11 protein-coding genes and 1 tRNA gene are annotated in these 13,683 nt (G+C 65.2%); 7 read left to right on the forward strand and 5 right to left on the reverse strand.

The window, feature by feature from the left end; translation table 11 throughout:
- Positions 1-53: 53 nt before the first annotated feature.
- The 4 genes from Q1W68_RS07810 to Q1W68_RS07825 form a co-directional block, all read right to left on the reverse strand.
- Positions 54-860, reverse strand: a complete 807-nt coding sequence (locus Q1W68_RS07810) for an ABC transporter permease (protein ID WP_300716048.1) — start codon at positions 858-860, stop codon at positions 54-56.
- Positions 850-1,806: an ABC transporter permease gene (locus tag Q1W68_RS07815; protein ID WP_300653791.1), complete on the reverse strand. Its 957-nt coding sequence runs from the start codon at positions 1,804-1,806 to the stop codon at positions 850-852. The genes Q1W68_RS07810 and Q1W68_RS07815 overlap by 11 nt, the downstream gene beginning before the upstream one ends.
- Positions 1,803-2,822, reverse strand: a complete 1,020-nt coding sequence (locus tag Q1W68_RS07820) for an ABC transporter ATP-binding protein (RefSeq protein ID WP_300653794.1) — start codon at positions 2,820-2,822, stop codon at positions 1,803-1,805. The genes Q1W68_RS07815 and Q1W68_RS07820 overlap by 4 nt, the downstream gene beginning before the upstream one ends.
- A gap of 124 nt (positions 2,823-2,946) precedes the next feature.
- Complete coding sequence (locus Q1W68_RS07825) at positions 2,947-4,134, reverse strand: ABC transporter substrate-binding protein (protein ID WP_300716049.1); 1,188 nt, start codon at positions 4,132-4,134, stop codon at positions 2,947-2,949.
- 202 nt (positions 4,135-4,336) lie between these two features.
- Here Q1W68_RS07825 and Q1W68_RS07830 point away from each other — a divergent pair, with 202 nt between their 5' ends.
- Positions 4,337-5,257 carry a LysR family transcriptional regulator gene (locus Q1W68_RS07830; RefSeq protein ID WP_300653800.1) on the forward strand — a complete coding sequence of 307 codons (921 nt, stop codon included), beginning with the start codon at positions 4,337-4,339 and terminating at the stop codon, positions 5,255-5,257.
- Positions 5,258-5,330: 73 nt separating this feature from the next.
- Here Q1W68_RS07830 and Q1W68_RS07835 read toward each other — a convergent pair whose 3' ends face one another.
- Entirely contained in the window at positions 5,331-7,079 is a 1,749-nt protein-coding gene (locus Q1W68_RS07835) for an AMP-binding protein (protein WP_300653803.1), read from the reverse strand.
- A 34-nt stretch (positions 7,080-7,113) separates the two neighbouring features.
- Between Q1W68_RS07835 and Q1W68_RS07840 the strand changes: the two genes are divergently transcribed.
- The 6 genes from Q1W68_RS07840 (at position 7,114) to Q1W68_RS07865 (ending at position 13,632) form a co-directional block, all read left to right on the forward strand.
- Positions 7,114-8,031 carry an alpha/beta hydrolase gene (locus tag Q1W68_RS07840; protein ID WP_300653805.1) on the forward strand — a complete coding sequence of 306 codons (918 nt, stop codon included), beginning with the start codon at positions 7,114-7,116 and terminating at the stop codon, positions 8,029-8,031.
- A gap of 77 nt (positions 8,032-8,108) precedes the next feature.
- On the forward strand, positions 8,109-8,648 hold the full coding sequence (locus Q1W68_RS07845) for a hypothetical protein (RefSeq protein WP_300716050.1): 540 nt from the start codon (positions 8,109-8,111) through the stop codon (positions 8,646-8,648).
- 71 nt (positions 8,649-8,719) lie between these two features.
- Positions 8,720-9,824, forward strand: a protein-coding gene (gene prfB, locus Q1W68_RS07850; RefSeq protein ID WP_300716051.1) for a peptide chain release factor 2 whose coding sequence is annotated in 2 segments (ribosomal slippage) — positions 8,720-8,800 and positions 8,802-9,824 — 1,104 coding nt in all. Because the reading frame shifts where the segments join, the coding sequence is not laid out codon by codon here.
- A 2-nt stretch (positions 9,825-9,826) separates the two neighbouring features.
- On the forward strand, positions 9,827-12,523 hold the full coding sequence (gene pepN, locus Q1W68_RS07855) for an aminopeptidase N (protein WP_300716052.1): 2,697 nt from the start codon (positions 9,827-9,829) through the stop codon (positions 12,521-12,523).
- Between the two features lie 14 nt (positions 12,524-12,537).
- Complete coding sequence (locus Q1W68_RS07860) at positions 12,538-13,545, forward strand: class 1 fructose-bisphosphatase (RefSeq protein ID WP_300651149.1); 1,008 nt, start codon at positions 12,538-12,540, stop codon at positions 13,543-13,545.
- An 11-nt stretch (positions 13,546-13,556) separates the two neighbouring features.
- Positions 13,557-13,632, forward strand: a tRNA-Thr gene (locus Q1W68_RS07865).
- Positions 13,633-13,683: the final 51 nt, after the last annotated feature.

A 13,683-nucleotide genomic window follows, 5' to 3' on the forward strand; every position in this document is an offset into this window, starting at 1 on the left:
AGTCGGGTGTCTTGCCCATGGTGTTCTCCGTTGGGGTGTGAAGGGGTTCGGGCTCAGCGACCGCCGGGTTGCTCGTCGGCACGCGTGAGGTAGTACGCCGCCAGGATGGGGATGAAGGTTAGCGCGATGATGACCACGGCCACCACGTTGGTCACCGGGCGCTGGCGCGGCCGGATCAGCTCCTGCAGCATCCAGATGGGCAGCGTGGTCTGCTGGCCGGCGGTGAAGGTGGTCACGATGACTTCGTCAAAGCTCAGCGCAAACGCCAGCAGGCCACCGGCCAGCAGGGCCGAGCCCAGTTGCGGCAGGATCACGTAGCGGATGGTCTGAAAGCTGTCGGCGCCCAGGTCCATTGAGGCCTCGATCAGCGACGGGCTGGTGCGCCGCAGCCGCGCCACCGCGTTGTTGTAGACCACCACCACGCAGAAGGTGGCGTGGCCGACCACGATGGTCCAGAAGCTGAACGGGATCTCGGCTGTGTGGTACGCGGTGCGCAGCGCGATGCCGGTGACGATGCCGGGCAGCGCGATCGGCAAGATGAGCAGCAGGGAGATCGCGTCGCGCCCGAAGAAACGCGTGCGCGCCAGACCCGCGGCGGCCAGCGTGCCCAGCACCATGGCCAATGCGGTGGAGACCAGCGCCACGCGGAACGACAGGCCGATCGCAGCCCACACATCCTCGCGGTCCCAGGCGGCGGCGAACCATTGCGTGGTGAGGGCGGGCGGCGGGAAGACGTAGCTTTTGTCCTCGGCGCTGAAGGCGTACAGGATGATGAGCGCGAGCGGGATGTGCAGGAACAGCACGCCCGCCCAAGTGGCGGCCTTCAGGCCCCAGCCAGCACGCGAGGGGTCAGAGCGCATCGAAAGCTCCCAGCTTCTTCGCAATCCACAAATAGACGCCGATCACCACGATGGGCACGAGCGAGAACGCGGCGGCGAACGGCACATTGCCCGCCACACCCTGCTGGCGGTACACCACCTGGCCGATGAACAGCGTGGAGTCGCCGATCACCTGCGGAATGATGTAGTCGCCCAGCGTGAGCGAGAAGGTGAAGATGGAACCGGCTGCGATACCCGGCATGGCGAGCGGGAAAATCACCTGCCAGAAGGTGGTGCCGGATCGCGCGCCGAGGTCGCTGGAGGCTTCGAGCAGCGAGCCAGGGATGCGCTCGATCGCGGCCTGGATCGGCAGGATCATGAAGGGCAGCCACATGTAGACGAAGACGATGAAGGTGCCCAGGCGCGAGAACGACAGCGAGTTGCCGCCGATGCCCGGCGTGGACAGCAGCGCGTCGAGCAGCCAGGTCATGTGCACCTCGGCCAGCACCCAGCTGATCGCGCCTTCCTTGGCCAACAGCAGCTTCCACGCATAGAGCCGCACCAGGTAGCTTGACCACAGCGGCAGCATGATGGCGATGTAGAGCAACGCCTTCTGCGGACCACGGGCATAGCGGGCCATGTAATAGGCCATTGGGAAGGCGATGAGCCCACAGGCCAGGGTAACGCTGACCGCCATGAGCACCGTGCGCAGCACCACGTCCACGTTGGCCGGGCTGGTCATCTCGCGGAAGTTGTTCAGCGAGAGCTGCGAGCGGTCGACCACGCCGGAAAATTCGTCCAGGGTGAAGAAGCTGTTGGCCAGCAGGGCGAACAGCGAGCCCAGATAGACCACACCGAACCACAGCAGCGGCGGGCCGAGGAGTGCTGCCAGCAGCAGACCGCGCCGCGTGTACAGCAAGTCGGACAGCCAGCGCAAGGCACCGGCGCGCGGCATCGGCTGTGGGGCTGCGGTCAGCGCCACGCTCATGGTGTGAGCCCGACCATCTGCAGCGGGTGCACCGCGTCGGCCTGCCAGTGCAGGTGCACGGTGTCACCCGGGGTCGGCAGTTCGGGGTGCAGCTCGGGGTTGAGGTCCACCGAGACAGCCTCGCCAGCCCAGTCCACCCGCACGCGCGAGAACGAACCAAAGTACTGCGCGTCGATCACCGCGCCGCTCAGGCGTGCCTGCGGCGCAGCGCCGAGCCGTATGCGCTCGGGCCGAAGCATCACGCTGTCCACGCCCGCGATCTCGCGCGCCCGTGCGCCGTCGAACACATTGGCAGCACCCACGAACTCGGCCACGAAGCGCGTGGCCGGGCGGTTGTAGATGGCCTGTGGCGCGTCGACCTGTTCGAGTCGGCCGTTGTTGAACACGCCGATGCGATCGCTCATGGAGAGCGCTTCGTGCTGGTCGTGCGTGATGAAGAGGAAGGTGATGCCCAGTTGCCGCTGCAGCGCTTTGAGCTCGGTCTGCATCTGCTCGCGCAACTTCAGGTCCAGCGCGCCCAGCGGCTCGTCGAGCAGCAGCACCTGCGGCTGGTTGATGAGCGCACGCGCCAGCGCCACGCGCTGACGCTGCCCACCCGAAAGCTGGCCCGGACGGCGTGCGCCCACGCCGGAGAGGCGCACGAGGTCCAGCATCTGTTCGGCACGCGCATGGCGCTGCGCTTTCTCCACGCCCTGCACCATCAGCCCGTACGCCACGTTGTCGCGGATGTTCATGTGCGGGAACAGCGCGTAGTCCTGGAACACGGTGTTGACCGGCCGCGCGTACGGCGGCAGGTGCGACACATCCTGCCCGCCGATGAGGATGCGCCCCGAGGTCGGCAGTGTGAAGCCGCCGATCATGCGCAGGCAGGTCGTCTTGCCCGAGCCCGAGGGCCCGAGCAAGGTGAAGAACTCTCCCCCTTCGATGGTGAGGTCCACATGATCGACAGCGCGCACGGTCTGAGCGCCGCTGCCGAACACGCAGGACACGGACTCAAGGGTGACGGCAACAGTCATACAAGTGATGCAACGAGTGAAGAAACCTCAACCAGAGATGCCGAGGAACCGGCTTTGCCGGGCCTCAGGCATCGCCCCCTTGAGGGGGTGACGCGCCGGCGGCGCGGCGCGGGGGTGTGCCGCGTCAGCGGCCCCCGAGTACCGCGATGTAGTCGGAGACCCACTTGTGGTACGGCACGCAGGCGTTGTTCTGCGTCGCGCACTTGGAGGTTGGCGTCTTCCAGAACGAGATGCGCTCAAAGCTGTTGTAGCCTTGGTTGGCACAGCCCTGGTCGGTCAGCAGCTTGTTGCCCTTGCAGGCTGCGGGCACTGAGGGCACCGAGCCGAACCACGCGGCCAGATCGCCCTGCAGCTTGGTGTTGAGCGAGTGCTCCATCCACATGTAGGCGCAGTTCGGGTTCTTGGCCTCGGCGTGCAGCATGGTGGTGTCGGCCCAGCCGGTAGCGCCTTCGGCCGGCACCACGGTGGCCACCGGGCGGTTCTTGCTCTTCAAGATGTTGGCCATGAACTGCCAGCTGCCGGACGCCACCACGCCTTCGTTGGTGAAGTCGTCGATCTGCACGAAAGCATCGTGCCAGTACTTGCCCACCAGCTTGCGCTGGCCCCGCAGCAAATCCAGCGCGGCCTTGTACTGCGCTTCGTTGAGTTCGTAGGGGTCCTTGATGCCCAGCGCCGGGTTCTTCTTCATGAGGTAGAGCGCGGCGTCGGCGATGTAGATCGGGCCGTCGAAGGCCTGCACGCGGCCCTTGTTGCTCTTGCCGTCGGGCAGCGTCGTCTCTTCGAACACCACGCTCCAGCTGGTCGGCGGCTTGTCCTTGAAGACGGTGGTGTTGTACATGAGCACGTTCCAGCCCCACTGGTAGGGCGTGCCGTAGTGCGTGTTGTTCACGTAGTGCCAGGGCGCCTTCTGCAGGCGCGGGTCCACCGTCTTGTAGCTGGGGATCAGGTCCACGTTGATCGGCTGCACGCGCTTGCCGGCAATGAGGCGCATGGAGGCGTCGCCGGAAGCGGTCACCAGGTCAAAGCCGCCTTCGTTCATGAGAGCGACCATCTCGTCGGAGGTGCCCGCCGTTTTGACGTTCACCTTGCAGCTGGTCTTCTTTTCGAAGTCGGTCACCCAGTCGAAGTTCTTGTCGGTCTGGCCGCGTTCGATGTAGCCGGGCCAGGCCACGATGTCGACCTGACCTTCGCCTTTGCCCAGTTGTTTGAGGGCCGACTGGGCTTGCACAGCGGGTGCCAGGGAGGCCAGGGTGAGGGCCGTCGTCACGAGACCCGCGACGGTGCGGGCAAGGGGGCGTTGTGCGAGTTTCATGGTCGATCACCTTCGGTTTGAGAACGGTTTGTGAAACGCAGCCCACCGCACGGCGGGCCAACCGAAGCGCATCGTATGAAGCCCTTCACCGCTTTCAAAATTCAATATTGCTGCGGTAAGCTATCTCGAAAATAGTGATCAAGGGTTTACCCCGCTCTTTACTGCACCGCAAAAGGGCGCCACGTTCCCACGGTGCACCAGCATGAGCCGCCACATCACACTCAAGCAGTTCCGCTACTTCCTCGCGGTGGCCGAATCGGACTCGGTGGCCGCAGCCTCGCGCATGCTCAGCATTGCGCAGTCGGCCATCACCAAGAGCGTGCTGGAGCTTGAAGACGAGCTGGGTTTGGTGCTGTTCGAACGAAGCACCAAAGGCATGCGGCTCACGCCCGAGGGCCATCGGTTTCAGGTGAAGGCGCGGCGGGTGATCGGCGCGGTGGCCGACGCCACGCGTGGCGTGTACCCGAGTTCGACGCCGTTGGCCGGCGCACTCACCATCGGCGTGACCAGCCTGGTGGCGGGCTACTACCTCTCGGAGGTGTTCGCCCGCTTTCGACGCACCTGCCCGGGGGTGGACCTGCAAGTGGTGGAAGACGCCCCGCCCTTCCTCGAACACCTGTTGATCAACGGCGAACTGGACATCGCGATCATGGTGAGCAACGCGCTGGGCGAGCCGCAAGCGCTGATGGCCGAGACCTTGACCCGCTCACCCAACCGCGTGTGGATGGCGGCAGACCATCCGCTGGCTGGGCAATCGGAGGTGAGCCTGGCCGAGTGCGTGCAGCACGATCTGGTGGTGCTGCAAGCCGACCGCATCGAGGTGTTGATGCGCAGTGTGTGGGCACGCCACCAGTTGAAGCCACGCACGGTGTTGCGCACCTCGTCGCTGGAGGCGGTGCGTTCGCTCGTGGGGGTGGGGGCGGGTCTGGCTGTGCTGCCCGACTTTCTGTACCGACCCTGGACGCTGGACGCCGAACACGTGGAGGTTCGGACCTTGCGCGACGCGGTGCCCACCGTGGATGTGGGGCTGGTGTGGCGGCGCGGTTCGCCGCTGCGCGCCGAGGTCATGGAGTTCGTCGAGGTGGCGCGGGACCAGTCGCGGTCTCGGCGTCCTGCGGCCTGAGTTTTTTTCTCTGGCGGATCGGGTCATCGGCGACCTCCGGGCAGAGCGCCGACCGCTCGCGAGCACGCAAGGTTCAAACGCGCAATGAATCCCGAGCCCGTTCTTCTTCCTGCAACCGCAACACCCGCCGCTGCACCTTGCCCGTCGTGGTCATGGGCAGCGAGTCGATGAACTCGATCTCTTTCGGGTATTCGTAAGGCGCCAGCTTCCCCTTCACGTGCGACTGCAACTGTTTCACCAGCCCGTCACCCGCCACATGCCCGGGCGCCAGCACCACGTAAGCCTTCACCACCGCGCCGCGTTCGGCGTCCGGCTTGGGCACCACCGCGGCGTTGGCCACCGCCGGGTGCTTGACCAGACAGTTTTCAATCTCGCTCGGGCCGATGCGGTAGCCCGCCGCCTTGAACACGTCGTCGGCGCGGCCCTGGTACCAGAGGTAGCCGTCGGCGTCCCTCGTGGCCAGGTCGCCGGTACGGCACCAGCTGTTGGCCATGTCGCCGGTGTACTTGGCCCGGGTCGATGCGTCGTTCTTCCAGTAGCCCAAAAAGAACACCGGGTCAGGCTCCCCGTGCACATCCAGCCGGTGCACCGCCACGTCGCCCGGCACGTCGACTGGGCACTCGTTGCCGGCCTCGTCGATCACCGCCACCCGGTGCCCCGGGTAGCCCTTGCCCATGGAACCGGGCCGCGCCGGGTACAGGCGCGCGCAGTTGCCGACGATGTAATTGATCTCGGTCTGGCCAAACATCTCGTTGACCGTCACACCGAGGTGGTCACGACACCAGGCAAACACCGCGTCGCCCACCGCTTCGCCAGCGCTCATGAGGCCTTCCAGCTGGAACTTGTATCGCGGCTTCGGCTTGGGCACGGCCTTCATCATGGCCTTGAGCGCGGTGGGAAACAGGAAACTGTGCGTGACCCCATGGCGCTCGATCAACTCGAAAGCGGTCTGCGGACTGAAGCGCCCGTTGAAGGCGACGATGGGCCGGCCAAAGTACAGCGTGGGCAACAGCGCGTCCATGAGACCACCGGTCCAAGCCCAGTCGGCGGGTGACCAGAACACCGCCTTCGACGGGACGGATGCGTCAAACGGATCAAAGCCGAACCAGTTCTGGCTGCACACAAAACCGGTGAGGTTGCCGATGAGCGCACGGTGCGGGATCAACGCACCCTTGGGGTTGCCCGTGGTGCCACTGGTGTAGATGAGCACCGCCGCCTCTTCGGACAAGGTGTTCACCGGCGTGAACCCGGCCGGCTCTTGTGCGAGCAGCGCGGTCCAGTCGAGGTCGGCGCGCATGCCCTTGGGCGTGCCGTCGCCGTCCACCCCGATCACACAGCGCAGCAGCGGGCAGTCGTCGCGCACGTCGAGCAAGGCAGGCAAGGTCGCCTGATCACAAATGGCCACCACCGCTTCGCTGTCCTGCAAGCGGAATTCCAGCGCCTCAGGGCCAAAGAGTTGCGACAGCGGCATGCCCACCGCACCCATCTGCAACACCGCCATGTAGGCCACCGCGGTCTCGAAGCGCTGCGGCAGCACGATGGCCACACGGTCACCGCGTTGCACGCCGAGTGCGGCCAATGCGTTGGACAGTCGGTTGGCCTGGTCGAGCAGATCGGCGTAGCTGTGGGTTTGGTCTGTGCGGCCCGGCGCGCAGTCCACCACCGCCGCACCGGTCGAACGCGCAGGGTCTTCGGCCCAGCGGCGCATGCACATCTGCGCCATGTTGAACTGCTCGGGCACCTGCCAGCCGAAGCGGCTGTGCAAGGTGTCGTACAGGTCCAGCGGCTTGTCCGTCTTGTCTCTGGCTTGACTCGGGCGCATGGTGGTCTCGGTCTCCGTCTTTATGATCCGATGAATGTACCAAGCACTGAGAGCCTCACGCAGCGAATACGTCCCGGTCCGCAACCTGAATTACCACGTGCGCGTGTGGGGTGAGCGCAGCGACAGCGTGGCACCACTGGTGCTGGTGCACGGCTGGATGGATGTGGCGGCCTCGTGGCAGTTTGTGGTGGACGCACTGCAGACCGAGCGCTGGATCATCGCGCCCGACTGGCGAGGGTTCGGGCACACCCAACTGGAAGGCCCAGCGGTCGACAGCTACTGGTTCCCCGACTATTTGGCCGACCTCGACGTTCTGCTCGACCACTATGCTGGCGAGCGCAAGGTCGACCTGGTGGGCCACAGCATGGGCGGCAACATCGCCATGATGTATGCGGGCGTTCGTCCGCAGCGCATTGAACACCTGGTCAACCTGGAGGGCTTCGGCCTGCCCGAAACGCGGCCCGCACAAGCCGCCGGCCGCTACGCGCAGTGGATGGACGAGATCAAGGCCGTGCAGCGCGGCGGCAAGGCACTCAAGAGCTACGCCGACGCACACGGCGTGGCGAGCCGGCTCATGAAAACCAATCCACGACTGGCGCAAGACAAGGCTGACTGGCTGGCCCGTCAATGGGCGGCACCGAACGCGCAAGGCGCGTGGGACATTCTGGGCGACGCGGCCCACAAGGTGACCAGCGCCCACATTTACCGGCTTGATGAGGCGCTGGAGATCTACCGCCGCATCAGCGCACCGGTGCTGTCGGTCACCGCAGGCGACGACAGCCTGGGCCAGTGGTGGAAGGGCCAGTACACGCTGGCGCAGTACATGGAGCGCATCCGCGCCGTGCCACGTTTGCAGAGTGCCGTGGTGCAGGAAGCGGGTCACATGGTGCACCACGACCAGCCGGCCGAGTTGGCCAACCTCATCGAGACCTTCCTTCGCACCGCTCCCTGAGCCACTTCGGCGGGCGGCGGGGGTTTCTGGGTCGCCGGGACCTTGCGTTCCAATGCCGCCGGGCATACTCGCGCGTTATGAAATTGATCCCGCGCACATTTTTCAAGCCAGCCGCGGCGGCTGTTCTGGGTCTCTGCATGGGTGCCCAGGCTCAGGCAGGGAGCTGGGACCTGTGTCCGGGCCACGACCAGCCAGCCAGTGCCGAGCCCGATGCACCCCGCTACGAGGCCTTCTTTTCGCCCTACACCCACCACTGGACGCCCGACAGCGAACACGAACAGGTGTACGCGGTCAGCGTGAGCCGGCTGCTGCCCAACAACCGCTACTGCGGCTTCAGCCTGTTCAACAACTCGTTTGGCCAACCCTCGGCCTACGCCTTCGTGGGCAAGAGCTGGCCGGGGTTCTGGCAAGCGCAGCCGCAGCTGTACGTGTCGGTGAGTGCCGGGATCATTTATGGCTACGTGGGCCAGTACAAGGACAAGGTGCCGCTCAACGTGGGCGGCTTCTCGCCCGTGCTCATTCCCGCCATCGGCTACCGCCTGTCACCCAAGAGCACGCTCGAGATCCAGCTGCTGGGCACCGCTGCCGTGATGTTTGGAACCACCTGGCGCTTTTGAAGGGTGCGGCCGCTGGCGGCGGCATGGCGTGAGAAAATCGCGGTTTTGAACATTGACCGCAGGAACACCCCATGGAAGCCGAACGCAGCAACGCCATCCGATCCCAGCTCGAAGACCTGACCACACGCGTGGTCGAGCTCCGGAGGTATCTTTGACTACGATGCCAAAGCATCGAAGTTGAAGGAAGTCGAGTCGGCACTCGAAGACCCAACGGTCTGGAACGACCCCAAACGTGCCCAGGAACTGGGCCGCGAGAAAAAATCCCTCGAAGACGTGGTGCTCGTGCTCGACCGCCTCACCGGCGAGCTGACCGACAACACCGAGCTGTTCGAGATGTCGAGCGAAGACGGTGACGACGCCGGCCTGATCACCATCGAAGGCGAAGCCGCGAAGGTCGCCGTCGAAGTGGAAAAGCTTGAATTCCGCCGCATGTTCAGCAACCCGGCCGATCCACTCAACTGTTTCCTGGACATCCAGGCCGGCGCCGGCGGCACCGAAGCCTGCGACTGGGCCAGCATGTTGCTGCGCCAGTACCTGCGCTACGCCGAGCGCAAGGGCTTCAAGACCGTGATTGAAGACGAGACCGAGGGCGACACCGCCGGCATCAAGAGCGCCACCATCAAGATCGAAGGCGACTACGCCTTCGGCCTGCTGCGCACCGAAACCGGTGTGCACCGCCTGGTGCGCAAGAGCCCGTTCGACTCGTCGGGTGGTCGCCACACCTCGTTCGCGTCGGTGTTCGTGTACCCCGAGATCGACGACTCGATCGAGATCAACATCAACCCGGCCGACGTGCGCACCGACACCTTCCGCGCCAGCGGCGCCGGTGGTCAGCACATCAACAAGACCGACTCGGCCGTGCGCCTGACGCACATCCCCACGGGCATCGTGGTGCAGTGCCAGGACGGTCGCAGCCAGCACAGCAACCGCGACGTCGCCTGGAAGCGGCTGCGCTCGCGGCTGTTCGACTTCGAGATGCGCAAGCGCATGGAAGAGCAGCAGAAGCTGGAAGACACCAAGACCGACGTCGGCTGGGGCCACCAGATCCGCTCCTACGTGCTGGACAACAGCCGCATCAAGGACCTGCGCACCAACGTCGAGATTTCCGCCACGCAGAAGGTGCTGGACGGCGATCTGGATCCCTTCATCGAAGCATCACTGAAGCAAGGCGTCTGACCATGAGCTCACTGCGTGAAGGCCCCACCACCGTGGTTCGCCGAGAAGACTATGCCGCACCGGCTTACTGGATCGACACCGTCGACCTCTGCTTCGACCTGGACCCGGCGAAGACGCGCGTGCTCAACAAAATGCGCCTGCGCCGCAACCCGGAAGTTGCTGCGCAGGCTCTGCGGCTGGACGGGGAAGACCTGAATCTCGCCCGCGTGCTGGTCAATGGCGCGGGATGCTCGTTCAAGATGGACGGGCAGCAACTGGTGCTGGAGAGCCTGCCCGAAGGCACCGAGCCTTTCGATCTGGAAATCTTCACCACCTGCACGCCCGAGAAGAACACGCAGCTCATGGGCCTGTACGTGAGCCAGGGCACCTTCTTCACGCAATGCGAGGCCGAGGGCTTTCGCCGCATCACGTATTTCCTGGACCGCCCCGATGTGATGGCCAGCTACACCGTGATGCTGCGTGCCGACAAGGCCAAGTACCCGGTGCTGCTGTCCAACGGCAACCTGGTGGAAGAAGGCAAGCTGCCCGACGGCCGCCACTTCGCCAAGTGGGTCGACCCCCACAAAAAGCCCTGCTATCTGTTCGCACTCGTCGCCGGCCAGCTGGTGGCGCGCGAGCAGCGCATCACCTCGCGCAGCGGCGGCAACCACCTGCTGCAGGTGTATGTGCGCCCCGGCGACATGGACAAGACCGAACACGCCATGAACTCGCTGATCGCCAGCGTGGCCTGGGACGAAGCGCGCTTCGGCCTGCCGCTCGATCTGGAGCGTTTCATGATCGTGGCCACCGCCGACTTCAACATGGGCGCGATGGAGAACAAGGGCCTCAACATCTTCAACACCAAGTACGTGCTGGCCAACAGCGCCACCGCGACCGACACCGACTTCGCCAACATCGAATCGGTCGTGGGCCACGAGTACTTCCACAACTGGACCGGCAACCGCGTCACCTGCCGCGACTGGTTCCAGCTGTCGTTGAAGGAAGGCCTCACCGTCTTCCGCGACCAGGAGTTCAGCATGGACCTGTGCGCCGAGCCCTCGGCGCGAGCGGTCAAGCGCATTGAAGATGTGCGCGTCCTGCGCACCGCACAGTTTCCCGAAGACGCCGGCCCGATGGCGCATCCGGTGCGGCCTGACAGTTATGCGGAGATCAACAACTTCTACACCGTCACGGTGTACGAAAAGGGCGCCGAGGTCGTGCGCATGATGCAGACGCTGGTCGGTCGCGAAGGCTTTGCGCGCGGCATGAAGCTCTACTTCGAGCGTCACGACGGCCAGGCTGTCACCTGCGACGACTTCGCCCAAGCGCTGGCCGATGCCAATCCCGACACGGACCTCGCCCGCCTGCTGCCGCAGTTCAAGCGCTGGTACAGCCAGGCCGGCACGCCGCGCCTGCGCGCCGAGGGCGTGTTTGATGCCGCCGCCCGCAGCTACACCCTCACGCTCGCGCAAAGCTGCGCGCCCACGCCCGGCCAGGGCGCCAAAGAGCCGTTCGTGATCCCGGTATCGCTCGGTTTGCTCAATGCAGATGGTGCGCAGCTGCCACTGCAGTTGGCCCACTGGAGCCAGCCCGAAACCGGCAGCCGCACTTTTGTGTTGACGCAAGCCAGCGAGAGCTTCACCTTTGTGAACCTCGACAGCGAGCCCGTTCCCTCACTGCTGCGCGGCTTCTCGGCGCCCGTGGTGCTCGACTGCCACTACACCGACGCGCAATTGCTCACGCTGCTGGCCTTCGACCCCGATCCGTTCAACCGCTGGGAGGCCGCGCAACGCCTGGCCTTGCGCCGCGCTCTGATGGCGATTCAGAGCGGCGGGGACGTGCCCTCCCTGCCACTGGACGATGCTTACCTCGACGCCATGCGCGACGTGCTGCGCCACCCCACGCTGGACGCCGCGTTCAAGGAACTCGTGCTCACGCTGCCCAGCGAAAGCTACGTGGCCGAGCAGCTCGACGAAGTCGACCCGCAACGCGTGCACGCCGTGCGCGAAGCCATGCGCGCGCAGCTGGCGCAAGCACTGCAAGCCGACTGGGCCTGGGCATTTGATGCGAACAAGGACAACGGGGCCTACCGCCCCGATCCGGTGAGCACCGGCCGCCGCGCGCTGGCGGGCATGGCGCTCACCATGCTGTGCCTGGACGCCCGCACCAGCGGCGATGCGGTGTGGCCCGGCCGCGCCTACCAGCGTTTCAAGGACTCCGGCAACATGACCGATCGGTTCAACGCCCTGTCGGCCCTGGTGGTGAGCGGTCACGCCCTGGCGCGCGACGCGCTGGCCCGTTTCCACCAGATGTTCCAGCACGAAGACCTGGTGCTCGACAAGTGGTTTGCCCTGCAAGCCGGTGCACCCGACCGGGGAGGCAACGTGTTGCCCGCCGTGCGCCAGCTCATGAAGCACCCCGACTTCCATTTGAAGAACCCCAACCGCGCGCGCAGCGTGATCTTCAGTTACTGCAGCGCCAACCCCGGCGCCTTTCACCGCACGGACGCGGCGGGGTACCTGTACTGGAGCGAGCGCGTCATCGAACTCGACGCGTTCAACCCGCAAGTGGCCGCCCGCCTTGCCCGCGCGCTCGACCGCTGGAAGAAGCTCGCCGAGCCCTACCGCAGTGCCGCGCGCGAAGCCATCGCCCGCGTGGCCGCCAAGACCGACCTGAGCAACGACGTGCGCGAAGTGGTGACGCGGGCTCTGGCCGACTGAAACGAAGACCCACCATGACCAAACGCATTTCCCTCACCCGCTACCTCGTCGAACAACAACGCGTCGACGGCCACATCCCGTCCCAACTGCGCCTGCTGCTCGAAGTGGTGGCCCGCGCCTGCAAGGGCATCAGCCAGGCCGTCAACAAAGGCGACCTCGGCGGTGTGCTCGGCGCCGCCACCACCGAAAACGTGCAGGGCGAGATGCAGAAGCAGCTCGACATCATTGCCAATGAGGTGCTGATCGAAGCCAACGAATGGGGCGGTCACCTCGCAGCCATGGCCAGCGAAGAGATGGACAGCATCTACGTGGTGCCCAACCGCTACCCGCAAGGCGAATACCTGCTGCTGTTCGATCCGCTTGACGGTTCCAGCAACATCGACGTGAACGTGAGCATCGGCACCATCTTCAGCGTGCTCAAAAAGCCCGAAGGCAGCGCCGGCGTGAGCGAGCAGGACTTCCTGCAACCCGGCGCACAGCAAGTGGCCGCCGGCTATTGCGTCTACGGCCCGCAGACCACACTGGTGCTCACCGTGGGTGACGGCGTGGCCATGTTCACGCTGGACCGCGAGCAGGGCTCGTTCGTGCTCACCAAAGAGAACGTGCAGATCCCGCCCGACACCAAGGAATTCGCCATCAACATGAGCAACATGCGCCACTGGGACGAACCGGTGAAACGCTATGTGGACGAATGCCTGGCCGGCAAGGAAGGCCCGCGCGGCAAGGACTTCAACATGCGCTGGGTCGCCAGCATGGTGGCCGACGTGCACCGCATCCTCACGCGCGGCGGCGTCTTCATGTACCCCTGGGACAAGCGCGAGCCCGACAAGCCCGGCAAGCTGCGCCTGATGTACGAAGCCAACCCCATGGGCTGGCTGGTCGAACAAGCCGGCGGCGCCGCCACCAACGGCAAGCAGCGCATCCTGGACATCCAGCCCGGCAAGCTGCACGAGCGGGTGAGCGTGGTGCTGGGTTCGAAGAACGAGGTCGACCGCGTGACCGGGTACCACACCGGGCTATAATCTCGGGCGTTGCCGGTGTAGCTCAGTCGGTAGAGCAGCTCATTCGTAATGAGAAGGTCGGGTGTTCGATTCATCTCTCCGGCACCAACGTACACATCAAAAGCCCGCTATCTGATCGATAGCGGGCTTTTTTGTTGG

This window comes from Hydrogenophaga sp., from assembly GCF_030158645.1.
In the GTDB taxonomy this organism is placed as follows: domain Bacteria; phylum Pseudomonadota; class Gammaproteobacteria; order Burkholderiales; family Burkholderiaceae_C; genus Hydrogenophaga.